Here is a 24,641-nt window from a genome sequence, read left to right as displayed (position 1 = left end):
ACACATTGCAGATTAGCGCCACGTAACCCGGTGAATACGGGCAACCGCCGAGTTCTGTGCCACGCTACTTTAGGTCACATGCGTGCGATAGTGATTTCCGAACCCGGCGGACCTGAGGTTTTGGCCTGGCAGGAAGTGCCCGACCCGCGTCCCGCCGCAGGTGAGGTGGTCATCGACGTCGCCGCGTCGGCCGTCAACCGGGCGGACCTGCTCCAGCGCCGCGGCTTCTACCCGCCGCCGCCCGGCGCCTCCGAGATCCCCGGACTGGAGTGCTCCGGAGTGATCATAGAGGTCGGGGAGAACGTCCCGCACCTCGCGCCGGGCGACCGGGTCTGCGCCCTGCTCGCGGGCGGCGGGTACGCCGAACGGGTCGCGGTCCCCTGGCAGCAGGTGATGCCGGCGCCGGAGGGGATCGCGCTGGACGAGGCCGCCGCCCTTCCCGAGGTCGCCTGCACGGTGTGGTCGAACGTGTTCATGACCGCCCGCCTGAGGAAGGGCGAGACCCTGCTCGTCCACGGCGGCGCGAGCGGCATCGGCACCATGGCCATCCAGCTCGCCAAGGCGTACGGCTCCCGCGTGCTGGTGACGGCGGGCTCGCCGGAGAAGATCGAGCGGTGCCGTGAGCTGGGCGCGGACGAGGCCGTGAACTACCGCGAGGAGGACTTCGCCGAGCGGTTCGAGGGCCGGGCCGACGTCATCCTCGACATCATGGGCGCGAAGTACCTGCCGGGGAACCTTCGTGCCCTCGCCACCGGCGGGCGGCTGGTCGTCATCGGCATGCAGGGCGGCACGAAGGGCGAGCTCGACCTCGGCGTGCTGCTCGCCAAGCGGGCGGCGGTCCACGCGACCGCACTGCGCAGCCGACCGGCCGACGACAAGGGCGTGATCTGCCGCGGCGTCGTCGACAACGTCTGGCCGCTGGTCGCGGCCGGGTCCGTACGGCCCGTGGTGCACGAGCGGATCCCCCTCGACCAGGCCGCCCGCGCCCACCAGGCGCTCGAAGAAGGGGAACACGTCGGCAAACTCCTGCTGGTCAGGTGAGTTAGGTTGGATCGGGTCGGGAGTGCCTGACGAAGCTGTCCGTCGCATGACAGGGCCGTGATCCGGCAGGTACGACCTGGCACGGTGTGCCCCAGCGGAGCGAATCAGGAGTTGTAAGCGATCGATGAACGCAGACGAGAGCACGCCGCAGATCGTGGTCGTGGGGCCGCAGGGCCTTTCGGTCTCCGGCGGCAACGGTAAGGACGAGCACGAGGAGCGGTCCGTCGCCGACCTGGTGGAGCAGCCCGCCAAGGTGATGCGGATCGGCAGCATGATCCGCCAGCTGTTGGAGGAGGTGCGGGCGGCCCCTCTCGACGAGGCCAGCCGCAAGCGGCTCAAGGACATCCACCAGAGCTCCATCAAGGAGCTCGAGGAGGGCCTGGCGCCCGAACTGGTGGAGGAGCTGGAGCGGTTGTCCCTGCCGTTCGCCGACGATAGCGACACCGCGCCCAGCGACGCGGAGCTGAGGGTCGCGCATGCCCAGCTCGTCGGCTGGCTGGAGGGCCTGTTCCACGGCATCCAGACCACGCTGTTCGCCCAGCAGATGGCCGCCCGGGCGCAGCTTGAGCAGATGCGCCGCGCACTCCCCGGCGGTATGGGCCAGGCCGCGCAGGACGACCAGGGCCACCGCGCGGGCGGCCCCTACCTCTAGAACCCCCGCACGCGCGGACTCAGAACAGGGTCTCGAGCACGACCGCCACACCGTCGTCGTTGTTGGCCGCCGTCACGTGATCGACGGCGGCCAGCACGTCGGGGTGGGCGTTCGCCACCGCGTACGAGATGCCGGCCCACGTCAGCATTGGCAGGTCGTTCGGCATGTCACCGAACGCGACCACCTCCGCGGGCTTGATCCCCCGCTCATCGGCAAGCGTGGCCAGCGCCGTGGCCTTCGTCACACCGTGCGCGCTCATCTCGATCAGCGCCCGCCCGCTCGAGTGGGTCGGGGTCACGATGTCGCCGACGATCTCCACCACCCCGCGGTGCAACTCGTCGGGGTCCATCGAGGGATGCTGCGCGAGCAGCTTGGCGCACGGCCGGGCCGTCAGCGCCGAGATCGCCAGCTTCCGGCCGAAGGACAGCTCCCGGGCGTCCCACCCGCCCAGCGGGTAGTCGGCCTCGTGCGCGAAGCCCCCCTCGTACTCGACGGAGAACGTGAGATCCGGCACATGCCGCCGCAGGCGGGCGACGCACTCTTCGAGGACGTCGGACGCGATCAGGTGCGACTCGACGATCTCCTCGGTGTGGAGGTCGTACACGAGCGCGCCGTTCGCGCAGATAGCGAGCCCGCGGTGCCGTACGGCTCCCGCGACGGTGTGCATCCACCGCGGTGGCCGCCCGGTGACGAAGACGAGGGTGCCGCCCGATTCCTCCACCCGGGCGAAGGCCGCGGCCGTACGAGGAGAGATCGTGCCGTCGGTGCGCAGAGCGGTGCCGTCGAGGTCTGTGGCGACGAGGCGGGGGCAGGTCATGACAGGTTCCAGTGTGCACTGAGATATGCCATGGCATGTCCTCGGCCGCCCCCCGGGCGAGAAATCTCCCCCAGACGTGGAACACCAACGGGCTACATAGTGTTAGATGTGAAGGCGTTGTATTAGCTGTTCCCGTAGCGAAAACCAGTTTGACTGTATGAGCCACCCGGGGAGCTGTGCGACACACCCGGGGTCCACGAGGTGTGGTCCCCAAGATTCACTTCCTTAGGGAGAGCAGTAATGGCTCAGGGAACCGTCAAGTGGTTCAACGCTGAGAAGGGCTTCGGCTTCATCGCACCGGACGGCGGCGAGCCCGACGTGTTCGTGCACTTCTCCGCGATCACGGGCAGCGGCTACCGCAACCTGGAGGACGGCCAGCGGGTCGAGTTCGAGGTCATCGCCGGTCCGAAGGGTCCGCAGGCTTCGAACGTCCGCGGCCTCTGACCTGACGCGACGAAGGCGGGGCTCGCCTGGCGAGCCCCGCCTTTCGCGTGCCCGGGGGTGTCCGGACCGGGCAGAGCGGCGCCGCCGAGCCCCCACAGCCTGAGCCGAGTCCTCCCCAGAGGGGAGCCGAGCCCGGCCGGCCGCGCGCGGAGCGGTCGAGGTCGCCCGGACGGCCGAAAGACCTCCGCGCATGAAAGTTTCACTCGCGAGGCCTTCTCCACGCGCAAATCCCGTCCGAACTGAGAGATTTACATCACACCTGACGGCCCTACCGCCAAGGGCGGCGTTTCGCACTCTCTGGGGCTTTCGGCCGCACTTTCCGGCAGCAGGGCCGACGGTGTCCCGCGCGAATCGCCGCGGCCAGGACTTTCTCACGATGAGACACGAAGACCTCCGGACTTGGCGGTCGCCCGCCACGCCGGAGGTCCTCGATGGACGGCCCGTCAGCGGGACAGCGGCTCCAGGACGTCGAGCCCCACGTACGGCCGCAGCGCCTTGGGCACGACCACCGAGCCGTCGGCCTGCTGGTGGTTCTCCAGGATCGCCACGATCCAGCGGGTGGTCGCGAGCGTGCCGTTGAGGGTGGCCACGTGCTGCGGCTTGCCGTCCTCGTCCCGGAACCGCACCTTCAGGCGACGGGCCTGGAAGTCGGTGCAGTTGGAGGTCGAGGTCAGCTCCCGGTAGCGGCCCTGCGTGGGCACCCAGGCCTCGCAGTCGTACTTGCGCGCCGCCGACGAGCCGAGGTCGCCGCCCGCCACGTCGATCACGCGGTAGGGCAGCTCGACCTTCTCGAGCATCTCCTTCTCCCAGGCCAGGAGCCGCAGGTGCTCCTCGTGGGCGTCCTCCGGGCGGCAGTAGGAGAACATCTCGACCTTGTCGAACTGGTGGACCCGGATGATCCCCCGGGTGTCCTTGCCGTACGACCCGGCCTCGCGGCGGAAGCAGGACGACCATCCGGCGTAGCGCAGCGGCAGCGACGCCCGGTCGAGGATCTCGTCGGAGTGGTAGGCCGCCAGCGGCACCTCGCTGGTGCCGACCAGGTAGAGGTCGTCGGCCTCCAGCCGGTAGACCTCGCTCGCGTGGGCGCCGAGGAAGCCGGTGCCGGCCATCGCCTCGGGCTTGACCAGCACGGGCGTGATCATCGGCGTGAAGCCGGCCTCGACGGCCTGCTGGATCGCCATGTTCAGCAGCCCGAGCTGGAGCCGCGCGCCGACGCCCTTGAGGAAGAAGAACCGGGCGCCCGAGACCTTGGCTCCGCGCTCGGTGTCGATCGCGCCGAGCAGCTCGCCCAGCTCGACGTGGTCGCGGGGCTCGAAGTCGAAGACCGGCTTCTCGCCGGCCTCCTCCACCACCACGTAGTCGTCCTCGCCGCCGGCCGGCGCGCCCTCCTCGACGATGTTCGGCACGGTCATGAGCAGCTCGTCGAGCTCGCTCGCCAGCGCGGCGGCCTCGCCCTCGGCCGCCTTCACCTGCGCGGCCAGCTCCTTCGCGCGGTCGAGCAGCGCCTGGCGCTCGTCTCCGGACGCGCGGGACACCGACTTGCCGATGCTCTTCTGCTCGGCGCGCAGCGACTCGAAGTTGTTGAGCGCGGCACGGCGGCGCTCGTCGAGCGACAGCAGGGTCTCCACGACCGAATCGTCCTCGCCGCGGACGCGCTGCGACGCCCGGAGCCGGTCAGGGTCCTCACGAAGGGTTCGCAGGTCAATCACGGCTCAAAGGCTACCGGAGCCGGTGTGGCTTCCGCCCGTCAAGCGCGACCGGCGCGGATCTTCGCGAGCCAGTCGGCGGCCTCGGCGAAGTCCGCGTCCGCCGTACCCTCCTTGATCTGCGTGAGAACCCGGTCGGCGCGCGGATAGCTGCCGAGGAAGCGCACGTCGTCGCAGAGCCGGTGCAGGCCGGCGACGGCCTCCCCGACGCGGGCGTCGGCGATATGGCCCTCGAGATCGAAGTGGAAGAAGTAGCGGCCGATGCCGTCCCCGGTGGGACGCGACTCGATGCGGGTCAGGTTGACTCCGCGGACCGCGAACTCGCTCAGCATCTCCAGCAGCGCGCCCGGGTGGTCGTCGCGGAGGAAGGCCACGAGCGAGGTGCGGTCGGCTCCGGTGGGCTCGGACAGCCGCCCCGGGCGGTTCACCTTGATGAACCGGGTGACGGTGTCGGAGCGATCGCCGATGTCCGAGGCGATGGCGTCGAGCGCGTAGTACTCCCCGGCGATGGCCGGGCTGATCGCCGCGTCGTACGGAGACTCGGGAGAGGCGACCTCCTGCGCGGCGGCGGCCGTCGACGACGCCGCGACCACGACGGCGCCGGGCAGCTCACGCTCGATGTATCCACGGCACTGGGTGTGGGCCGCCGGGTGGGTGATGACCCGCTTGATCTGTCCCAGCTCGGTGCCGGGCCGCACCAGCAGGGAGAACTCGACCGGAAGCAGCCACTCGCCGGTGATGTGGAGCGGCCTTCCCCCGGCCAGCTCGTCGAGGGTCTGGGTGATCGCCCCCTCCACCGAGTTCTCCAGCGGGACGACCGCGCCGTCCGCCTCGCCGTCGCGGGCGGCGTCGAGCGCGGCTCCGACGTTGGCGCAGGGCAGGCGCTCGGCGTCCGGCTCCAGGAGTCGCAGGGCCGCCTCACAGAAGGTGCCCTGAGGCCCCAGGTACGCGAGCTTCGACATGTCCTCAAGAGTATCCGCAGGTTCGTGTGGCGAGCATGCGAAAAACGCTCCCTGTGGACAAACTCCACGATCACGCTTGCCCTGGGGACGGCCCACATCGGCGCCGGTCAGCGGGGAAGGCCGCGTCAGCGGGGGGCAGGTACGCCCGTGGGGGACGCGGCACGCCCTCGGGGGGCACCGTGCGTCAGCGGGGGGCGCCGTGCGTCAGCGGGGGACGCGGCGCGGCTCGGCCTCGGGCCCGATGCCGAGTCTGGCGGCCCACACCGCGTGCTCCTCCTCCGGCGACAGCGGCTGCACTCCCTTGCCCCCGCGTACGGCACGGGCGTACGTGCGGGTCTCGGTGCGTCCGTTGATCGACGTCAGCACGATCCCGTCGCCGAAGCCGTTGATGAGCGCGACCGAGAACGACAGCCTGCCGGTCATCTCGTCGAGCGCGTCGTACCGGTACAACGCCACGTCGCGGATCGCCCTGCTGTCCACCTGGCCCTCGACGCCCTCGACGACGGCCCGCCGGGCGAGGACGTCCAGGCACTCCCGCACGCTGCGGCGGGCGGCCCGCAGCGCGATCAGACCGACGGCCACACCGGTCGCACCCGCCAGGACCCCGGCCATTTCCACAACGGTAACCAGCACGGCACCGAGCGTAATGAGCCGGTCAAGTCGCCGCAGCGGGAACGGCGACAGCGGTCCGCCGTCGCGGCAGCCAGGAGCCGAGGAGCCAGACCAGGCCGATCGCGCCGAGCCCGAACGCGTTCTGCACGATCTTGCCCGCTACCGGGCTGAGCACGGGGATCTCCAGCGCCTTGAGCGCCACTCCCCACCACGGGATGGGCAGCACGTAGAACAGCCACACGCCCGCCGCGACCAGCAGCCGGACCGGATCGCGCCCGGAGCCCGCGAGGGCCGCGAGCACGACCACGACCCAGGCGATGTGGTGGATCCAGGCCACCGGCGACAGCAGCACCGCCATCAGCCCGGTGAGCGCCACCGCGGTCGTCACGTCGCCGTCCAGGTGGGCCCGGCGGGCGCGGCGGAAGCCGTACCAGCCGATCGCGGCGACGGCGGCGAGCCAGGCGACCGAGGTCAGCCAGCCGGGCAGGTAGAGCCTGAGCAGCATGCCGCGCAGCGACTGGTTGGTGGTGGCGGCGTTGGCGCCCAGCCGCTCGGAGTCGAGCAGCGCCCCGAACCAGAAGTCCCGGGCGTCGTCGAAGATCACCAGGAACGGCAGCAGCGTGAGCAGGGCGGCCGTGAACACCGCCATGAGGAAGGCCCTGCGCTGCGCCGTGTCGCCCTCCCGGGGCGGGAACGCGGTGATCGCCAGGTAGACGAGGAACACGCCGGGAGTGAGCTTCACGGCGGTCGCGAGGCCGATCAGCATCCCGCGCGGCCACCACGGCCTGCGCGCCACGCAGTCCAGCAGGCACAACGCCAGGAGGAACAGATCCACCTGGCCGAACCTGAACTGGTCCCTGATCGGCATGAGATACGTGCACGCGACGCACAGCACGGCGAACAGCAGCGGCGCGGCCAGGGCGCCGCGCACGCCGTCCAGGAAGGCCCGGAAGGCGTGCCGGACGGTCACGGCGAGGACGGCGACGATGGCGGCCGTCCACACCCACTGAGCGACCGGCCACGACATCAGGGCGAGCGGCACCGCCAGCATGGCGGCCACCGGCGGGTAGGTGAACGGCAGCAGCTGGGGAGCCGGCGTGATCACGTCGTAGACGGGCAGGCCCCGCAGCAGCGCCCAGCCGCCCGTACGGTAGACGTCCAGGTCCACCAGACGCTGGTCCTCCGGATTGGTCAGCCAGTAGGCGATCAGCGGCGCGGCCGCGGCGGCCACCGCCACGAGGGCGAGCGCCCATGCCCAGGCGAGCCGGCGGGCCCCGGCGATCCGGCCAGTCGTCATGATTAGGCAGGTTACCGTGGAGGACCGCGGCCACAGCGTCGTCGATCACGAGGGAGCGCGCGACAGTGCCACCTGGTTCAGCACCGGGTCCGGCGGGCCCGGCGATCCGGGCCTCCGGCCGGCCGGGCGGCTCGCCGTGGCCCTCGAACACGGCCCGGGTCCCCACGGCCCAAGCCACCACGGCCCGGGTCCCCACGGCCCAGACCACCACGGCCCAGACCACCACGGCCCAGACCACCACGGCCGGGCGTCGCCGCGCGCCGGCCGTGCCCGGCCGTCCCGGCGCCCGGCGTGGTGCGCTTGCGAAGGTCTTCGCGTCGCTGCTGATGCTCCTCGTCGCGGCCCTCGTCCTGCCCGCCGCCCCCGCGTCGGCTTCGGGGCACGCCACCGCCGCAGGACAGGCCACCGCCGCACAACAAGCCACCGCCGCAGGACAAGCCACGGTGACGGGCCGGGTCGTGCTGATCGGGGTGCCCGGGCTCCGCTGGGACGACCTCGACCCGCGGCGGACGCCAGCGCTGTGGGATCTGGCCGGTCGCGGCTCCAGCGGGTCGCTGTCCACGAGGGCCGTCCCTCCGGAAGGGCTGCCGGTGACCTGCCCGGCCGCCGGATGGCTCACGGTGTCCGCGGGCCAGCGTGCGGGGGCTCCGGGCCCGGGCTGCGCGCCGCTCCCCGGACCCGTCGGCGCCGCCGGCGGCACGGCGACGATCCCGGACTGGTCCGAACTGGTCGCCGTGCAGCAGGCCGGCCCTTTCAAGGCCCGGCTCGGGCTCCTCGCCGACGCCGTGACCGCCGCCGGAGGACGGATCGCGGCCATCGGCCCGGGGGCGGCTCTGGCCGCCGCCGACTCCTCCGGCAGGGTCGCGACGTACGCCGCGACGCCCGCCGCGCTGCCCGACCTCACGCCGTACGCCCTCGTCGTCGCCGAGGCGGGGGAGATCACCGGCGCCGGAAACGGCGGGCAGGCGCGCCGGGCGGCCGTGAACGCGGCCGACCGGACCGTCGCGGAAGTGCTCGCCAAGGTGCCCGCCGGTTCGGCCGTGCTCGTGGCAGGGCTGTCCGACTCCCCCGGCCGCGGCGAGGGCTCCACCGCCCACCTGCACGTCGCGATCGCCGCGGGCGGGCCGTACGGGCACGGGTGGCTGACCGCCGCCTCGACCCGGCAGCGGGCGCTGGTCACGATCACCGACGTCACGGCGACGGTCACCCACCTGCTCGGGGTCCCCACTCCCGAGGGCGCGGTCGGCAGGGCCTGGACGGGCGACGACGCGATGCCGCCCGTGGCCGAGGCGGCCCGCGAACTCGCCGACGCCGACCTGGCGAGCCAGATGCTCCGGGAGGTCAGGGAGCCGTTCTTCATCACACTGGTCGCCGCGCAACTGCTCTTCTACGCCCTGGCCGCGGTCGTGGTCAGGCGCCACCGGAGGATGCTCACCACCACGCGGGTGGTGGCGACGGTCAGCGGCGCGCTCCCGGTGTCGATCTTCCTGGCGCAGCTCGTGCCGTGGTGGGGCTTCGCGCACCCGATGCCCGCCCTGCTCGGCACGATCCTGGCCTTCGCGGGCCTGGTGGCGGGGCTCGCGTACGCCGGGCCGTGGCGCCGCCACCTACTGGGGCCGCCGGCCGTGGTCGCCGCGGTCAGCTCGCTCGCGCTCCTCGCCGACGTGGTGACGGGCTCGCGGCTGCAGGTGAACGCCGTGGCCGGGTACGAGCCCGTGACCGGCGGCCGGTTCTACGGCTTCGGCAACATGGCCTTCGCCGTCTACTCGACGGGCACGATCCTGCTCCTGGCGGCCGTCGCCCACGCGCTGCGCCGCCGGCCGAGGCTCGCCGTGGCCGTCTGCACGGCGTACGGCCTGCTCGCGATCGCGGGGGACGGCTGGCCGACGTGGGGCGCGGACTTCGGCGGGGTGCCGTCGTTCGTGCTGGGCGTCGCGGTGTGCGTGCTCATGGCCGCGGGCGGGCGGGTGTCGGTCCTCCGGCTCGGGCTGGTCGCCGTGGCGGGGGTCGTGCTCATCGCGCTGATCGCGGTGCTCGACTGGCTGCGGCCCGCCGACCGGCGTACCCACCTGGGGGCCTTCGTCCAGCAGCTCGTCACCGGCGAGGGCGGTTCGGTCGTCGGGCGCAAGCTCGGGGCGATGCTCCACACGCTGGGCAACCTGCCGCTGACGCTGCTGTCGCTGGTCGCGCTGGCGTTCCTGTTCCTCGTGCTGGCCCGGCCGTCGCGGTGGGGCGCCTCCGCGCTCAGCCTGGCGTACGAACGGGTCCCGGAGTTGCGGGCCGGGCTGATCGGCGCGCTGACCGCGGCGTTCGCCGGGTTCCTGATCAACGACTCGGGGATCGCCATCCCGGCGATGGCCCTGACGGTCGCGGTGCCGCTGGCGCTCGCGGCGTCCGTACGCGCGCTGCAGACCGCGCCGCCCACCACAGCAGCGCGATCGTCAGCGCCAGCAGGAGCGACGGCGCCACCCAGGCCCTGACCACGTCGACGAGCCAGCCCAGGTCGCGCGGCTGATCCGCCTGGCGCGCGGGCAGGTAGGCCAGCGAGAGCACGGCGAGCCGGGCGACCAGGAACGCCTCCAGGCCCGGCCAGGCGACCAGGGCCAGCAGCGCGAACCCCAGCCCGTCGTACCAGGGCAGCGCGTACGGCGTGGCGAACAACCAGGCCACGGCGACGGCGAGGGCGACCACCGGCCCCTCGCGGTCCGCCGCCGGGCGTCCCCGCAGCAGGAGGACGGCGAGCACGGCCAGCAGGAGCAGCGACCCGGCCTGGATCCACGCCCGGTAGGCTCCGGGGCCGGACAGCGCCTGCAGCGCCCTCTGTGCGAGCTTCCACGGCGTGGCGAGCGAGACCGACTTGCTGGCGTTCAGCAGCTGGTCGAGCGCGTGGGGCCCGGCCAGCAGATAGGCCACGAGCACGGTCAGCGCCGCCAGCCCGGCGACCAGGGCGAGCCGCCGCGGGTTCCTGCGCAGCTCCCACGCCGTGCCCAGCGCCACCAGGCCCACGGTGGCCTTGACCGCGACGCCCAGGCCGAGCGGCACACCCCTGCGGGCGGTCAGCCCGGCCACGACGAACGCGATGGCCACGGTGTCGAGGTGCATCCCGGCCACGAGCTCGTAGACGACCAGCGGGTTGGCCGTCCACAGCAGGGCCGCGCGGCGCTGCCGTACGGGGTCGCCGGCGGCGGACCGGTGGAGCAGCAGGCCGGTGGCGATGAACGCGGCGGCGTTGACCAGGGCCATCACGAAGACCGTCAGCCGGACCGACTCGCCTCCCGCGTGGCTTGCCAGCGCCTGCACGGCCGTCGCGACCGGGCCGTACACGCTGGGTGTCCTGGTCCACTCCTCCACCCGGCCGACGACGGGATCGGCGGGAAGGTCGGCGGGCACGGTCACGTACGGGTCGAGGCCGAGGGCCGCCATCCGGCCGTACGCCGCGTAGTTGAGGTGATCAGCCGACCCGGAGGGCGGCAGGAACGCGAGGACCACGGCGGCGGCGCACCCGGCGACGACCAGCGTGCGCGCCCGCGGCATCCGGTCGGGGTACGCGAGACCGGCGGCCAGGCCCATCGCGCCGAGCACGAGCGCCGCGGCGGCCAGGGCGACGACGAGGTGGCCGCCGGGCGCGAGGCCGAGGGAGTAGGGAGGCTGCCACGGCCGTCCGGGCAGTGCGGGCACCATCGCGGACGGCCCTAGGGCGCCGATCGTGATCGTGTGGTGGATCGACAGGCCGCCGGCGGCCGGGGCCAGCCGGGCGGCGGTCCGTGCGCGCCCCCGAGAATCCACCCGAGAATTCCACCACATCGGCCCGCGACGTCGGCGAAGTCACCGGTCCGGGCCTCCCGGGCGCACGGGCCGCCACAGCGGGTCAGCGGCCCGAAGCAACAGCGCGGCCCGGCGGCGCGACTCACCAGCGCGGCCCGTCCCAGCGGCGCGGCGGCCCGCAAGCGACAGCCCGTCCCAGCGGCCCGCAAGCAACGGCGCGACTCAGGGGCCCAAAGCAACACCGCGACTCGACAGCGCGGCCCAGCGGCCCGACGCAGCGGCGCGGCTCAGCGGCGCGGCGGGCGGAGGGCGGAGCGCGCCTGGCCCACGGCGGGCTCGCGAGCGGCGAGGGCCAGGCCGACGTCGCGGAGCTGCCGGGCTCTGTGCAACTGGGAGCGCCAGTCGGTGCCGGTCGCCCGGTGCGCCATCTCGACCTCGACCTCGACCACCCGGAAACCCTTCCTGAGCAGGTCGACGGTCAGGCCGGTCTCGACGCCGAAACCGTGCGCGAGCGGCCGGCCCGCCTCGAACGCGGCCCGGGTGAGACAGCGCTGCCCGTTGAGCGGCTGGGTCGCCTCCCAGCCGGTGAGCCGCTTGATGCCGTCACGGGCCAGCCGTACGACCATGCCGTGCCCGCCGAGCTTGACCCTGGTCATGAACGCCGCGATGGTCATGTCGGCCTCGCCGTCGCGCACCGGCGCGATCAACGGGAGGGCCGCCGCCGCCGTCTCGCCCAGGTCGGCGTCGAGGAACAGCAGGTGCCGAGGATGCTCCTCGTCGAGGAGGCGCACCGCCTCGGCCCCGCTCTCCATCGCCGCGGCCTTGCCCCGGTTGCGGCTGTGCCGTACGACCCGGGCGCCCGCCGCCCTGGCCGCCCGGCCGGTCTCGTCGGACGAGCCGTCGTCGACCACGACCACGAGATCCACGCCGGGCAGCTTCAGGGCGGCGGTCACGGTGGCGCCGATCCGGTCGGCCTCGTCCTTCGCCGGGATCACCACCGCGGTGTCCGGCTCGGGCACTGCCATTTCCCCCATGCGCCTAACCCTGGTGCTCGGCCGTGAGCAGATCGGCGGGCACCGTGTCGTGCACGGTGAACACCGAGTCCAGCCCGGTGACCTGCAAAATCTTGCGTACCGCCGGTCTCGGTGCCGCCACCTCCAGCGTGCCGCCCCGCTCGCGCAGCCGCTTGAGCGCCGACAGCAGCACGTTCATGCCCGTGGAGTCGCAGAACTCCACTCCGGACATGTCGATGACCACCCGGTCCGGCCCGGTCTCCAGCAGGCGGGTGAACTCCGCCTGCAGCCGGGGCGCGGTATACAGGTCGATTTCGCCGAAGACAGCCATGACGGCCTGACCGGCGTGGGATTGCGTCGCGACTTTGAGCTCCACGAGGCGCACACTAGCGTCGTCCCGGCCCCGGGTCACGCTCCATCGGATTCGTCGAAGAGTCGTCCGCCCTTTGTCCCCGATTCCGGCCCCATGTAAACGGCGAGTGCGCGAAGCTTGACGCTATGCGACACCGGCGTCGCCGGATGGAGGGCCCGGAACCTCCGCGTCTTGGTCGTCACTTCGCAAAGGAGGGCGGGCGCCGAGCACAGCGGGCCCGAGATCAGATGAACACTGAGATACCCGAGGATCCCCACCGCCGCGTGCTGCGCGAGCATCTGGAGACCATCCAGGTGCGCACCGAGAAGGCCTCGTCGTGGCGCGAGGCGGCCGAGCCGCTGCGCGGCCTGGTCAACCGCGAGGGGTACGTCCCGGTCAGCGCCCGCCTGGCGGCCGAGGACCTCGACTTCCTCGCCGAGGCCCGCGAGGAGCTGCTGTGCTTCTCCGAGCTCGGCATCCGGCTGCTCGACCTGCATCAGCCCAGGGACGCGGGCGGCATCTCGAGCGACCCGGCCAACCCCATCCTGCGGTGCCGGAGCTGCATGTGGCGCTGGCCCTGCCCCACGTTCCGGGCCATGACGGAGGCGTTCGCCCCGCGCCGCCGGGAGGCCGCTCCCGACATCCCCCCGTGGCGCGGCCAACTGGAGCACCAGGGCGAACCGTGACCTCGCCGACCTGCGCTTTCCTGCGGCTTCTCCCGGCGCCAAGAGCCGGCGAAGTCGTCGTTAAGCGACCGCCATGGAGGCGCTCCTAACTTCCCCTGTGTAAGGGCCGGCGTACGGAGGCGGACGCCGGCCGACACAGAAGAGGACCGCGAAGCCCGGACGTGGAAGGGCTTTCAGGTCCTGGATGGGGAGAGCGTCATGAAACTGGTCTACAAGGTCCTGGCCTCGCTGGTCGCCGCCGAGGTCGCCGTGCAGGCGATGATGGTCGTCCTCGGCGACGCCGGCCTGTTCAAGTACGTCGAACAGGGTGGCGTGATCGACAAGGCGACCGCGGAGAGCGGGGGGATCCAGTTCCCCGAGTTCTTCGCCTTCATGGTCCACGGCGTGAACGGGATGATGGTCATCCCCGTGATCGGGCTGCTCCTGCTGGTCTCCTCGTTCTTCGCCGAGATCCCCGGGGCGGTCAAGGGGGCGGCCCTCGTGGTCCTGCTCGTCGTGGTCCAGGTCTCCCTCGGTCTCCTCGGTCACCAGATCCCCGCCCTGGGCGCCCTGCACGGCCTGAACGCACTGCTGCTGTTCAGCGCGGCCGTCCACGCCGCACGCCGTGGCCGCCGGACGGACGCGAGCGTCCCGGACCGGTCGCACGCCCGTGTCGAGACCGTCGTCTGACGACGATCCGATGGACAGGACTCGCCGCCGCGGCGCCCGCCTGCGCCTCGCCCTGGCGGGCGCCGCGACTCTCGCCCTGCTCGGCCCTCCGATCTGGCTCTGGCAGGACAGCCTCATGCCCGGTACGTACTCCGTCATGGACATGGGGTACGCCGACCACGGCGGCGCCCTGACCCACGTGGCCGGCACTTCGGAGCACGCAGAGCACACACAGCACGCACAGCACAGCACCGGACACAGCACCGGGCACGGTGCAGGACACAGCGCAGGGCACAGCGCAGGGCACAGTGCCGGAGACAGTGCCGGAGACAGCGCCGGCCACACAGGGCACAGCACGCCGGCGCGCAGCCTGACGTCGTTGACCGCGGATCCGGGCCGCGCGGCCGACGTCGCGGTCACTCTGGTCGCCCGCAAGCAGCGGTTCCGGCTGCCCACCGGCCGCTCGGTGGACGGCTACACCCTGAACGGCACCTCGCCCGGCCCCGTCATCCACGCGACGGTCGGACAACTGGTGCAGGTCCGCCTGGTGAACGAGTCGGTGCCGGACGGCGTCACGCTGCACTGGCACGGCGTCGACGTGCCCAACGCCGCCGACGGAGTCGCCGGTGTCACCCAGGACGCGGTCCGCGTGGGCGGGTCGTTCACCTACCGCTTCGTCGCCGGTCAGGCCGGCACCTTCTGGTACCACTCCCACCAGGTCTCCCACGAGCAGGTGCGCCGCGGCCTGCTGGGCGCCCTCGTGGTCGCCCCGGCGCGCCCGCCCGCCGGCGTCGTCGACGTCGTGGCGCTGATGCACCTCTACGACGGAGCCCGCACGATCAACGGCCGGGAGGGCGACGTGCGCGCCGAAGCCCGCCCCGGCGAGCGGGTGCGTGTGCGGGTGATCAACACGGAGAACGGCCAGACACCCGTATGGGTCGGCGGAGCCCCGTTCCGGCTCGTCGCCGTCGACGGCACCGACCTGCACGAGCCCGCACCCGTGCGGGACACCGCCGTGCCGGTCACGGCGGGTGGCCGCGCCGACATCGAGGTGACCATGCCCGAGGACGGCTCGCCGGTGCGGGTCCACGTCGGCGGCCCGGCCGGCGTCGTGCTCGGTTCGCGGTCGTACGACGTGCCCGCCGTCCCCCGGCCCGCGGTCACACTCGACCTGCTCTCCTACGGCACGCCTGCCCCGCTGGGGCTCGACGCCGACCGGCCCGACCGGCGGTTCGACTACGAGATCGGGCGCCGCCCCGGCTTCCTGGACGGGCGTCCCGGGATCTGGTGGACGATCAACGGTCACATGTTCCCCGACGTGCCGATGTTCGTCGTCGCCGAGGGCGACGTGGTGCGGGTGCGCATCGTCAACGACAGCGGCGAGCCGCACCCGATGCACCTGCACGGCCACCACGCCGTGGTGCTGAGCCGGGACGGCGTACGGGCGACGGGCAGCCCGTGGTGGGTGGACTCGCTCGAGGTCGGCGCCGGCGAGACGTACGAGATCGCCTTCGTGGCCGGCAACCCCGGCATCTGGATGGACCACTGCCACAACCTGCCGCACGCGACCGAAGGTCTCGTCGCCCACCTCATGTACGAAGGGGTCACCACGCCGTTCACCGTGGGCGGGACCGCCGCGAACGAGCCGGAGTGAGCCTCAGGCCAACGGCAGTGTGATCTCGAAGCGGCAGCCGGGACCCTCGTTGACCACGCCGATCCCGCCGTCGTGGGCCTCCACGATGCCGCGCGCGATCGCGAGGCCGAGCCCGGCGCCGCCGTCGGGGCCCGGCGTTCGCGCCGCCTCGCCGCGGAACGCGACGTCGAAGACCCGGGGAAGGTCCTCCTCCGGGATGCCGCCGCAGCCGTCGAGCACGGACAGGCGGGCGGTGGTCCCGTCCGCCGTCGCCCGCACGACGACCGTTCCCCCGGCGGGCGTGTGACGGATCGCGTTCACCACCAGATTGCGTACGGCCCGGCCGAGCTGCCCGGCGTCGGCGTGGACCGGGACGCGCGGATCCGCCTCCCCGGTCAGGCGCACGCCCCCGGCGCGGGCGAGCGGCTCGACGGCGGCGAGGGTGTCCGCGACGAGGTCGCCGAGCCCCGTGCGGGTGAGCGTGGGCCGCAGCGCGCCCGCGTGGATCCGCGACAGCTCGAACAGGTCCTCCACCATCCCGGCGAGCCGGTCGACCTCCACCCTGATCTGGACGTGATAGCGCTTGACGGTCTCGGGGTCGTCGGCCACCCCGTCCTCCAGCGCCTCCACCATCGCCCGCATGCCTGCCAGGGGGGTGCGCAGGTCGTGGCTGACCCACGCGACCAGTTCGCGCCGCGCGCTCTCCAGCGCCCGCTCGCGCTCGCGGCCCAGCCGCAGCCGCTCGTACGCCTGCTCCAGCGCGGTGCTGATGGTCTGCAGCTCGGCCGGGAGCGGCGTGGGCGGCGGGACGAACCGGCCGGAGGGCGGCACGCTCTCCAGCGCGCCGACGAGGCTCCTGCTGGCGCGCACCACCGTCCGGGCGTTCACCAGAGCGACCCCGAGCCCCACCAGGCCGCCGATGCCGACGACGGTGAGCACGATGTTCTTCGGCCGCCCGTCGATGATCATGGCGAGCGTGATGGCGACCACCCCGGCCAGCGTCGCGGAGACCGTCACCGCCGCCACGACCGCGAGCATCACGCCGATCGACCGGCGGCGCAGCGCCCGCAGCAGCGCCAGGCCGAGGGCCGCGATGACGAGACCGAGCCCGGCCGCGACCGCGACGATCTGGACGATCACGACAGCGGTTCGTAGCGGTAGCCGACGCCCCAGACCGTCACGATCCGGTGCGGGTCGGTGGGGTCGTCCTCGATCTTCTCCCGCAGCCTGCGCACGTGGACCGTCACGGTGGAGGAGTCGCCGAACGACCAGCCCCAGACCTGGTCGAGCAGTGCCGTACGGCTGAACGCCTGGCGGGGGTTGCGCAGCAGGTAGACGAGCAGGTCGAACTCGCGGGCGGTCAGGGTGATCTCCTTGCCGCCCAGGCGCACCTCGTGGGCGCCGACGTCGACCACCAGGTCGCCGTCGCGCAGCACGCCGGTGCCGGTGGGCACCAACGCGCCCCGGGCCCGCCGCAGCACGGACTGCACGCGCAGGGCCAGCTCGCGCGGACTGAACGGCTTCGTCACGTAGTCGTCCGCGCCGGTCTCCAGGCCGACCACCCGGTCCATCTCCTCGCCGAGGGCGGTCAGCATGATCACCGGCACGGGCCGGCGCTCCCGCAGCTTCCGGCAGACCTGCAGGCCGTCGAGCTTGGGCAGCATCAGGTCGAGAACCATCAGGTCGGGCGGGTCGGCCAGGGCCCGGCGCAGCGCCTCGGCGCCGTCGCCCACGCACTCGACCTCGTGCCCGTCGCGTTCCAGATAGCGGGCCACCACCTCGGCGACGGTGGGGTCGTCTTCCACCACCAGGACGCGGGCGGGATTCTGGGACGTTCTCGAGGAGGGCACGTCCCCACGGTAAGTCCGCCGGGCGGCCCGGCGAAGCGCCGTCATCGCCCCGTAAGAACCCGCCGCTCGCGGCGGCCGTCGCGCTTCGAGGAGACGCGGTAATCGAGTGGAGTCTACGCCGCATGCGGCGCAGGCAGCCGATGGGACCGCAAGGGGCCGCCGGAGGAGCCATGACGTTCTGTCGACGAACTGCCGCCGAACGCGATGATTCACGTGAAACCTCATGAATCACGGGTATGCGAACCGGTTCTGGATCAGGGGTGTGGCTGCCGGATGCCGCCCGTCGCGAGCGCGGATCCAGGTGGACGTATCGCGAGGCCGAGGACGGCCGACACGATCAAGCTCGCGGTTGTCGGTCCCACCGCGTACCTTGTGGCTATGGCCCGTACCGTACTGACCGTACTGGGGATCCTCCTGGCCCTCTGGCTGGTGTTCGGATTCGTGATCCCCGCACTGTTCGCGACGCTGAAGTTCCTGCTGATCATCGGCATCATCGCCCTCGTCGCCGTGGTCGTCGTCACCGTCGTCGGGAAGCTGTCCCGCTGAGGTGAACGCGCTCCTGGCCGCCATCGGATCGCTCCTCTGGCTGCTGGCCGAGTTGGCCGCCGGGTCCCCGAGCCCCGGCGCGCTGACCACGGTCGGCCTGGCCGGCGTGGCCGTCCTGGTGTTCGCCTGGATGCTCTGCCGGCTGACCGGCGTCCCCCTTCTGCGCCGGGGGCCGGGCAGGCCGTCGTACAACGGTGAGACGGCGATGGTCAGGTTGCGTGATCCCGGCACGCCTGGCCGTCCCCGTCCCCGCGCACCATCAGGAAGCCCCGCGCTCGTCTGACCGGAGATCCAGCCGGACGAGCGCTTTCGTCATGCCCTCATCCACCGGCAACAGGTCACAGACGAAAGGCTTCCCATGTTCGACTTCGTGCTCGACCCCGCCTACCGGCTCATCGACGCGCTCAGCCACCTCACCGGCGCCGGACTCGCGATCGTCCTGGTCACCCTCGCCGTACGGCTGTCGCTGCTGCCGCTGAGCGTCCGCGTCGCGCGGGCGCAGCGGATCCGCATGCGGCTCGCACCCCAGGTGGACGGGCTGCGCACGCGGTGGAAGAACGACCCGCAGCGGCTCCTGCGCGAGGTCGACGCGTTGTACGCCAAGGAGGGCGTCGGCCAGCTCACCGGCTATCTCCCGGCGTTCGCGCAGTGGCCCTTCTTCACGGTGACCTACCGGCTGTTCACGGCGGCCGTCATAGCGGGGCACCCGAACCTGCTGCTGGCCCAGAGCGTGCTCGGCGTGCCGCTGGGGGAGCACCTCGCCGCCGTGCTCGCCGGGGCGGGCCTGCTCAGCCCCGCCGCCGGGGTGTTCGCCGCGCTGCTCGCGCTGCTCGTGGTCGTGGCCGTGATCGCCGCCCGCAGGGTCGAGCCCACCGCGCCGATGCGGCGCCTGGCGGTCCTGATGCCGTTCTGGACCGTGCTCGCCGCGGCCTTCCTCCCGCTCGCGGCGGGCGTCTACCTGCTCGTGAGCAGCGCCTGGACGACGGCCGAGCGGGCCGTGCTCTACCCACGCGCGGCCTGACCCGGGATCGGTGGAATGTCGGCGGCCATGATCGGTGACATCTCGATAGCGACCTGGGCGGCCTGGGACGACGGCCAGGAGGACCTGCGGGCGCTCCTGGCCGCCTACCACCTGCGGACCGAGGCCGAGAAGGGCGTCCCGGTGGCCGACGCCACGCGCCTGCCCGAGCGCTACCGGGCGGAGGTCGAGAACCCGGGCGCGGCGTTCGCTGACGACGTCGTGCTGGTCGCGCGGCGCGGCGACGCCGCGGTCGGCTGCGTGGTGCTCGCGGCGCCCGCCGGCGGACGGGCGGAGATCAAACGCCTGTGGGTGGACCCGGACGAGCGGGGCAGGGGCGTGGCCGCCGCGCTCGTCCGCGCCGCGCTCTCCCGCGCGCACGCGATCGGCCTGCGGTCGGTACGGCTGTCGGTGTGGCGGTGGCGGACGACGGCGATCGCCCTCTACGAGCGGCTCGGGTTCACCGTCACCGCGTCGTGGGACTCCCGCGACGACCTGATCTGCATGGAGCACGCCCTCGGCCGGCCCTGAACCCCGGCCCTGAACCCCGGCCGTGCGCGGGGCGTGAGCGCGCCCGTCAGCCAACCTCGCGCAGCACCGGAATTTCGGACAGCTCGGCATGCCCATTCTGGTCAGGCCATGAGGCGGGCACGACGGCCCAGACGGTGGTCGCCTCCTCCTCGTGCCGGACCCCCCAGCGCTCGGCCAGGTACTCCACGATGCCGAGCCCACGGCCGCCGAGGGACGACAGCGTCGGGCGGCCCGCGCGGGGCTCCGTGTACGCGCCACCGTCGCTCACGGCCACCTCGACCTGCGAATCCGAGCAGATCCAGGCCACTTTGAGCCGTCCGCACGGGAGAGGGTGGGCGTGGCGCAGCGCGTTGCTCAGCAGTTCACTCATGATCAACACGACGTCGTCGACGGCGGAGGCGAGCAGCCCTGCGGTCGAAAGCTCGGCGCTCAGGCGCTGACGTGCGACGGCGACGCTCGACGGTGCGTACGGCAGCATCACGACGCTCGACGCACTCACCTCCCCCTTACCCCCGTATCTGCTGCACGAGCAACTACGACCGAAATGCCCCGCTCGCTCGGCCGGGAAACCGTGCCCCGCATCACAGCTTGTGCACATTGGACAATAGATCAGTCCTTAAGTGGTGACGCCACGCTCCGTTCTGTCCTGTCAGGATGAAGATTCCGCCGAGTTCAGCACCAGCCGCATCCGGGTTCCCCCACCGGATCGGGGCAACGCGGCGACGTCCCCGCCCTGGGCCCGGGCGAGGTTGCGCACGATGTAGAGCCCCAGGCCGACGCCGCCGAACCTGCGCCGGTTGCCGCTGTCGGCCTGGACGAACCGCTCGAAGATCCGTTCCCGGTCGCCCGGCGCGATGCCCACTCCCTCGTCGTCCACCACCAGCACGACCCGGTCGTCCTCCGGCCATGCCTCGACCCGGATCAGGCCGCCGTCGGGGGAGTACTTGAACGCGTTCTCCAGCAGCTGGGCCAGGAGGATGTCGGTGGCCAGGGCGTCGCCGTACACACGGGGGAGATCGGGCGGGATGTCCACCTCCAGCCGGTGCCGGTCCGACAGGACCGGCAGCCCGAGCGTCGCCGCGTGCACCCGGGCGGCCAGGTCGAAGGGCTCGACCCTGACCTTCAGCTCCTCCGCGCCCGCCCGCGCGCCGAGCAGGAGATGGTCCATGAGCTGCCCGAGCGAGCGGGCGCGCTCGGCGATCGTGTGGACCGCCGACCGCCGCTCCACGTCCGACAGGTGGTCCCAGCGGGAGTCGAGCGTGCTGGCGAAGCCGTGCACGATCGTGATCGGCGTACGCAGTTCGTGGCTGGTGGTGGCGAGGAACAGGTCCTTGGCCTCCTCCAGCTCCTTGGCCCGGGTCACGTCGCGGAAGTCGACGACGGTCTCCCCCGTCTCCCGGATCTCCGCGCACAGCACGTCGAGCCACCGGCCGGACGGGAGCTGGAAGGTCAGCTTCTCCCCCGGCGCCGGCAGCGGGAAGGGCGGCGGTCCACCGATCACCCGGTCCGCCGGGTGACCGGTCAGCTCGGCCGCGGCCGGGTTCCACCGCACGACCGCTCCCGTGCCGTCCAGCACCGCGATGCCGTCGGCGCTGGCGTCGAAGACCGCCCGCTCGTGAGCGCGCTGCCGCACCGCGTCCTGGTAGGCCGTCGCGTTGGCGACCGCGATGCCGGCGTGCCCGGCGAGCAGTTCGAGCAGTTCGAGCTCCAGATGACTCGCCTTACGCCGGGCGAACAACGCGTAGAGCGCTCCATAGGGACGCCCGCCGACGGCGGCGATGCCGACGGCGATCGTGTGCAGGCCGGGCAGGCGCGCCCAGATCAGGTCCGGGAAGCCCTCCGGGCCGGTCTCCAGCAGCACGGTCTTGCCGGTGCGCAGCAGCTTGGCGACCAGGCTCGTGTGCAGGTCGGCGGTGGCCCCGCGCAGCGTCTCGGGCAACCTGTGGACGCCGACCAGGCGCAGTCGGTCCCCCTCGATGGACACGAAACCGCCGGCGTCGGCGCCGGTCAGCTCGGTCAGGCTCGCGGCGATCCGGTCGAGCACGACGGGCAGGTCGAGTTCGGCGTTGATGTCGCCGACCACGTCGGTCAGCCGCCGCACCAGGCGGGCGCGGCGCACCATCCTCCCGTGCGCCGCGTCGTCGTCCTCGGCCGCGTGGTAGACGTTCACGTACCCCAGCAGGACGCCGCCCGGCGAGCTCAGCGCGCTCGTGTCCACCCGCAGGTCGAGCAGCCGCCCGTCGCGGTGGAGACGTTTGGTGGTCAGCGACACCCGGCCGCCCGCGCGTACGCGTTCGAGCACGGCGTTGTGCTCGGCCATCAACTCGTCGGGCACGATCGGCGCCCGCCTGCCGAGCAGATCGGCCGCGGGCCAGCCGAACATCCGCTCGGCCGCCGCGTTCCAGCTCAGCACGGCCAGGTCGCGGTCGAGCGCGACGATCGCGTCGGGGGAGCCGGCCAGGACCGCACGCGCGAGGCCCTCCTCGACGTCGCTCCCATGGAGATCCGCGCCGGAGCCGCCACCAGGCTCCATGTCGAATCCGCCCGCGAGCACGTCCGCGGCGTCAGCGATCTCGGGGGCGATGTCCGCCGCCCGGCCGTCCACGCTGCTGTCACCCACGCCCCCATCGTGCCTTCTTTCACGTTTTGATCTTGGCCTTTTCCGTCACCTCGCAACCGCTCCGATACGCTGCCTGCACGCGGAGAAGAGAAAGTGGGGCGCCCATGTCCACCGAGGACCTCGAAGCCCTGCTGCGCGTGACCTCACCGGGCTACGTCGGCGAGACCCCGCCCGAGGTCGCCTTCGGCACCACCGACGCGCCGGTGGGCCGCATGGTCCTCGCGGTGACCGCACGCGGCGTGCTGGCCTGCACCTACGAGGGTGAGCACGAGGTCTTCGCCCGCATCTCCCGCGCCGTCGGCTCGTTCATCGGACCCGACCCGCGCCGCCTCGATCCCCTCCGCAGGGAGCTCGACGCCTACTTCACGGGCAGGCTGCGCACCTTCTCCCTCTCCGTGGACCTGCGCCTGGTCACCGGCTTCAGCCGTACGGTGATCCAGCTCATGCCGGCCGTGCCGTACGGCAGCGTCACCACCTACCAGGACATCGCCGAGCGGATCGGGCGGCCACAGGCGCCCCGCGCGGTGGCCAACGCCCTCGCCGGCAACCCGGTCTGCCTGCTCCTGCCGTGCCACCGGGCCGTGGAGGGCCCCGGCGCGCTCGGCGGCTACGCGGGCGGCCAGCCGGCCAAGGAGCACCTGCTCCGCCTGGAGAACGCTCTCTAGTCACTCCAGCGCGCCGGCGTGAGGTCTCAGCGGCAGACCTCGCAGCACGCTCGACGGACTACGGCCTCTCGGCGCTCCACGGACGACGACGCGGACTTTTTCCCGACGCAGTGTTGGTATGTTTACCAACACTGCGTCGGCAAATCGCGGCGCTCATTCCCTTGCTTCGAAGGAGTGCCATGTTCCTGGCCTGGCGCGAGCTGGTCTTCGCCCGCGCACGCTTCGGCCTGATGGGCGGAGTCGTCGCCCTCATCGCGATCCTCGTCGTGCTGCTGTCCGGCCTCTCCTCCGGGCTCGTCAACGACGGCGTCTCCGGGCTCCAGCGGTTGCCCGTCACCGCGTTCGCCTTCGCCGAGGGCACCAAGACCGACTCCGCCTTCTCCCGCAGCACCGTCAGCGTGAACCAGGCCGAGGCGTGGAAGGGCCGCGACGACGTCGGCGACGCCGCGCCGTTCGGCAACATGCTGGTCAACGCCAAGGCCACGACCGCCGCCGGCACGCAGGTGCCGATCGACCTGGCCCTGTTCGGCGTCGACCCCGGCTCCTTCCTCGCCCCCGCCGTCTCCGACGGCACCGGACTCGGCGACCCCGACGGGATCGTGGTCAGCAAGACCGTCCTGGACGAGGGCGTGGACGTCGGCGACACCATCGTCATCGACCGCCTGGGCACCCGGCTCAAGGTCGTCGGCACCACGGGCGACCAGCGCACCTTCGGGCACGTCGACGTGGCGTACCTGCCGTTGCGCACCTGGCAGCAGGTGCACGCGGGCGCCGGGCCGGGGGACGAGGTGCGTGACGGGGCGTACGAGGAGGCCACGGCCATCGCTCTGCGCGCCCGGGACGGAGACCGGATCGACCTGTCCGGCGGCGACGCCGCGGCGGGCACCACGAGCATGACGCTCAAGGAGTCCTACAGCGCCTCCCCCGGCTACTCCGCCGAGACCTCCACGCTCACGCTGATCCAGGTCTTCCTCTACGCCATCTCCGCGCTCGTCGTCGGGACGTTCTTCACGGTGTGGACGATCCAGCGCAAGCACGAGCTCGCGGTCATACGGGCCATGGGCGCCTCGACCGGCTACCTCATGCGGGACACGATGATCCAGGCGACCGTCATCCTGACAGTGTCCACCGCCATGGGCTTCCTGCTGGGGGTGGGGGGCGGCACGCTGCTCACCACGACCCCCATGCCGTTCGCGCTGGAGGCGGCCCCGCTCGTCCTGGCCGCCCTGCTCCTCGTCGGCCTCGGCCTCGCCGGTGCCGCGGCGGCCGTGGGCCGCGTCGTCCGCGTCGACCCGCTCGCAGCCCTGGGAGGGCAACGATGACCACCGGCAGCTCCACGTCCCCCCATCCGGCCGCTCGCCGGGCCGGCGCCCAGGAACGCGGCGGCCTGCTGGTGGAAGGCGTCACCCTGACCCTCGGCGACGGCGACGCCACGGTCACCGCGCTCGACGACGTGCGTCTCGACGTGGCGTCCGGCGAGTTCGTCGCCATCGTGGGGCCGTCCGGCTCCGGCAAGTCGAGCCTGCTCGCCGTCGCCGGCGCGCTCACCACGCCGGACACCGGCCGGGTCCTGCTCGACGGCGTCGACATCTCCCGGGCGAGCGCCCGCGAGAAGGCGCGCCACCGGCGCGAACGGATCGGGTTCGTCTTCCAGTCCGGCAACCTCATCCCGGCCCTCACCGCGCTCGACCAGCTCCGCTTCGCACTCGACGTGGCGGGCAGGCGCGCGGGTGACGGTCACGACCCGCGAGAGCTGCTCGACCGGGTGGGCATGGGGCACCGC

The 24,641-nt window shown here is 72.5% G+C and carries 25 protein-coding genes and 1 pseudogene; 14 read left to right on the top strand and 12 right to left on the bottom strand.

The window, feature by feature from the left end; genetic code table 11:
* The first annotated feature begins 78 nt into the window (after positions 1 to 78).
* On the top strand, positions 79 to 1,041 hold the full coding sequence (locus AB0J39_RS08095; protein WP_363462702.1) for an NAD(P)H-quinone oxidoreductase: 963 nt from the start codon (positions 79 to 81) through the stop codon (positions 1,039 to 1,041).
* A gap of 124 nt (positions 1,042 to 1,165) precedes the next feature.
* Complete coding sequence (locus AB0J39_RS08090; protein WP_363462701.1) at positions 1,166 to 1,693, top strand: bacterial proteasome activator family protein; 528 nt, start codon at positions 1,166 to 1,168, stop codon at positions 1,691 to 1,693.
* A 19-nt stretch (positions 1,694 to 1,712) separates the two neighbouring features.
* On the opposite strand, the gene AB0J39_RS08085 is transcribed toward AB0J39_RS08090, so the two are convergent.
* Positions 1,713 to 2,510, bottom strand: coding sequence for an HAD family hydrolase (locus AB0J39_RS08085; RefSeq protein ID WP_363462700.1), 798 nt, complete (start codon positions 2,508 to 2,510; stop codon positions 1,713 to 1,715).
* 240 nt (positions 2,511 to 2,750) lie between these two features.
* Between AB0J39_RS08085 and AB0J39_RS08080 the strand changes: the two genes are divergently transcribed.
* Entirely contained in the window at positions 2,751 to 2,954 is a 204-nt protein-coding gene (locus AB0J39_RS08080; protein WP_041952879.1) for a cold-shock protein, read from the top strand.
* A 443-nt stretch (positions 2,955 to 3,397) separates the two neighbouring features.
* Here AB0J39_RS08080 and serS read toward each other — a convergent pair whose 3' ends face one another.
* The 4 genes from serS to AB0J39_RS08060 all read right to left on the bottom strand — a co-directional run bounded on the left by serS (position 3,398) and on the right by AB0J39_RS08060 (position 7,531).
* Positions 3,398 to 4,663, bottom strand: coding sequence for a serine--tRNA ligase (serS, locus tag AB0J39_RS08075; protein ID WP_363462699.1), 1,266 nt, complete (start codon positions 4,661 to 4,663; stop codon positions 3,398 to 3,400).
* 38 nt (positions 4,664 to 4,701) lie between these two features.
* On the bottom strand, positions 4,702 to 5,622 hold the full coding sequence (gene pheA, locus AB0J39_RS08070; protein WP_363462698.1) for a prephenate dehydratase: 921 nt from the start codon (positions 5,620 to 5,622) through the stop codon (positions 4,702 to 4,704).
* Between the two features lie 204 nt (positions 5,623 to 5,826).
* Positions 5,827 to 6,255, bottom strand: coding sequence for a DUF4446 family protein (locus AB0J39_RS08065; protein WP_363462697.1), 429 nt, complete (start codon positions 6,253 to 6,255; stop codon positions 5,827 to 5,829).
* A gap of 22 nt (positions 6,256 to 6,277) precedes the next feature.
* The gene (locus AB0J39_RS08060; protein WP_363462696.1) at positions 6,278 to 7,531 is read right to left on the bottom strand and encodes a glycosyltransferase 87 family protein; all 1,254 of its coding nucleotides are present in this window, start codon (positions 7,529 to 7,531) and stop codon (positions 6,278 to 6,280) included.
* Between the two features lie 65 nt (positions 7,532 to 7,596).
* On the opposite strand from AB0J39_RS08060, the gene AB0J39_RS08055 reads away from it, so the two are divergent.
* Complete coding sequence (locus AB0J39_RS08055) at positions 7,597 to 10,011, top strand: hypothetical protein (RefSeq protein ID WP_363462695.1); 2,415 nt, start codon at positions 7,597 to 7,599, stop codon at positions 10,009 to 10,011.
* Between the two features lie 571 nt (positions 10,012 to 10,582).
* On the opposite strand, the pseudogene mptB reads toward AB0J39_RS08055, so the two are convergent.
* The 3 genes and pseudogenes from mptB to AB0J39_RS08040 form a co-directional block, all read right to left on the bottom strand.
* A pseudogene (mptB, locus tag AB0J39_RS08050) lies at positions 10,583 to 11,065 on the bottom strand (polyprenol phosphomannose-dependent alpha 1,6 mannosyltransferase MptB); the annotation flags it as partial.
* 518 nt (positions 11,066 to 11,583) lie between these two features.
* Complete coding sequence (locus AB0J39_RS08045; protein ID WP_363462694.1) at positions 11,584 to 12,330, bottom strand: glycosyltransferase; 747 nt, start codon at positions 12,328 to 12,330, stop codon at positions 11,584 to 11,586.
* Positions 12,331 to 12,334: 4 nt separating this feature from the next.
* Positions 12,335 to 12,685, bottom strand: a complete 351-nt coding sequence (locus AB0J39_RS08040; protein ID WP_030511009.1) for an STAS domain-containing protein — start codon at positions 12,683 to 12,685, stop codon at positions 12,335 to 12,337.
* A 224-nt stretch (positions 12,686 to 12,909) separates the two neighbouring features.
* Between AB0J39_RS08040 and AB0J39_RS08035 the strand changes: the two genes are divergently transcribed.
* From AB0J39_RS08035 to AB0J39_RS08025, 3 genes are all read left to right on the top strand, one after another.
* Entirely contained in the window at positions 12,910 to 13,347 is a 438-nt protein-coding gene (locus AB0J39_RS08035) for a hypothetical protein (protein WP_363462693.1), read from the top strand.
* A 198-nt stretch (positions 13,348 to 13,545) separates the two neighbouring features.
* Complete coding sequence (locus AB0J39_RS08030; RefSeq protein ID WP_363462692.1) at positions 13,546 to 14,016, top strand: hypothetical protein; 471 nt, start codon at positions 13,546 to 13,548, stop codon at positions 14,014 to 14,016.
* A 10-nt stretch (positions 14,017 to 14,026) separates the two neighbouring features.
* The gene (locus tag AB0J39_RS08025; RefSeq protein ID WP_363462691.1) at positions 14,027 to 15,649 is read left to right on the top strand and encodes a multicopper oxidase family protein; all 1,623 of its coding nucleotides are present in this window, start codon (positions 14,027 to 14,029) and stop codon (positions 15,647 to 15,649) included.
* A 3-nt stretch (positions 15,650 to 15,652) separates the two neighbouring features.
* Here the strand turns inward: AB0J39_RS08025 and AB0J39_RS08020 are convergent, their stop codons facing one another.
* Together AB0J39_RS08020 and AB0J39_RS08015 are read right to left on the bottom strand one after the other, a co-directional pair.
* The gene (locus tag AB0J39_RS08020) at positions 15,653 to 16,768 is read right to left on the bottom strand and encodes an ATP-binding protein (RefSeq protein ID WP_363462690.1); all 1,116 of its coding nucleotides are present in this window, start codon (positions 16,766 to 16,768) and stop codon (positions 15,653 to 15,655) included.
* A complete protein-coding gene (locus AB0J39_RS08015) occupies positions 16,765 to 17,478 on the bottom strand; it encodes a response regulator transcription factor (protein ID WP_182905073.1) in 714 nt (237 codons plus the stop codon). The genes AB0J39_RS08020 and AB0J39_RS08015 overlap by 4 nt, the downstream gene beginning before the upstream one ends.
* A 378-nt stretch (positions 17,479 to 17,856) precedes the next feature.
* On the opposite strand from AB0J39_RS08015, the gene AB0J39_RS08010 reads away from it, so the two are divergent.
* The 4 genes from AB0J39_RS08010 to AB0J39_RS07995 all read left to right on the top strand — a co-directional run bounded on the left by AB0J39_RS08010 (position 17,857) and on the right by AB0J39_RS07995 (position 19,573).
* Entirely contained in the window at positions 17,857 to 18,024 is a 168-nt protein-coding gene (locus AB0J39_RS08010; RefSeq protein ID WP_182905071.1) for a hypothetical protein, read from the top strand.
* 1 nt (position 18,025) lies between these two features.
* A complete protein-coding gene (locus AB0J39_RS08005) occupies positions 18,026 to 18,307 on the top strand; it encodes a DUF6412 domain-containing protein (RefSeq protein ID WP_363462689.1) in 282 nt (93 codons plus the stop codon).
* 75 nt (positions 18,308 to 18,382) lie between these two features.
* Positions 18,383 to 19,045, top strand: a complete 663-nt coding sequence (yidC, locus tag AB0J39_RS08000) for a membrane protein insertase YidC (protein ID WP_363462688.1) — start codon at positions 18,383 to 18,385, stop codon at positions 19,043 to 19,045.
* A 27-nt stretch (positions 19,046 to 19,072) separates the two neighbouring features.
* A complete protein-coding gene (locus AB0J39_RS07995; RefSeq protein WP_363462687.1) occupies positions 19,073 to 19,573 on the top strand; it encodes a GNAT family N-acetyltransferase in 501 nt (166 codons plus the stop codon).
* A 46-nt stretch (positions 19,574 to 19,619) separates the two neighbouring features.
* Here AB0J39_RS07995 and AB0J39_RS07990 read toward each other — a convergent pair whose 3' ends face one another.
* Together AB0J39_RS07990 and AB0J39_RS07985 are read right to left on the bottom strand one after the other, a co-directional pair.
* On the bottom strand, positions 19,620 to 20,072 hold the full coding sequence (locus AB0J39_RS07990; RefSeq protein WP_363462686.1) for an ATP-binding protein: 453 nt from the start codon (positions 20,070 to 20,072) through the stop codon (positions 19,620 to 19,622).
* Positions 20,073 to 20,222: 150 nt separating this feature from the next.
* The gene (locus AB0J39_RS07985) at positions 20,223 to 22,106 is read right to left on the bottom strand and encodes a PAS domain S-box protein (protein WP_363462724.1); all 1,884 of its coding nucleotides are present in this window, start codon (positions 22,104 to 22,106) and stop codon (positions 20,223 to 20,225) included.
* A 191-nt stretch (positions 22,107 to 22,297) separates the two neighbouring features.
* Here AB0J39_RS07985 and AB0J39_RS07980 point away from each other — a divergent pair, with 191 nt between their 5' ends.
* From AB0J39_RS07980 to AB0J39_RS07970, 3 genes are all read left to right on the top strand, one after another.
* Positions 22,298 to 22,858: a methylated-DNA--[protein]-cysteine S-methyltransferase gene (locus AB0J39_RS07980; RefSeq protein WP_363462685.1), complete on the top strand. Its 561-nt coding sequence runs from the start codon at positions 22,298 to 22,300 to the stop codon at positions 22,856 to 22,858.
* A 179-nt stretch (positions 22,859 to 23,037) separates the two neighbouring features.
* A complete protein-coding gene (locus AB0J39_RS07975; protein ID WP_363462684.1) occupies positions 23,038 to 24,180 on the top strand; it encodes an ABC transporter permease in 1,143 nt (380 codons plus the stop codon).
* A partial coding sequence (locus tag AB0J39_RS07970; protein ID WP_363462683.1) for an ATP-binding cassette domain-containing protein occupies positions 24,177 to 24,641 on the top strand: 465 nt, incomplete at its 3' end. The genes AB0J39_RS07975 and AB0J39_RS07970, both read left to right, overlap by 4 nt.

The organism is Microbispora sp. NPDC049633, from assembly GCF_040675265.1.
In the GTDB taxonomy this organism is placed as follows: domain Bacteria; phylum Actinomycetota; class Actinomycetes; order Streptosporangiales; family Streptosporangiaceae; genus Microbispora; species Microbispora maris.
Note: the sequence above shows the minus strand (reverse complement) of the source record. Positions and strands in the feature narration are given on the sequence as shown.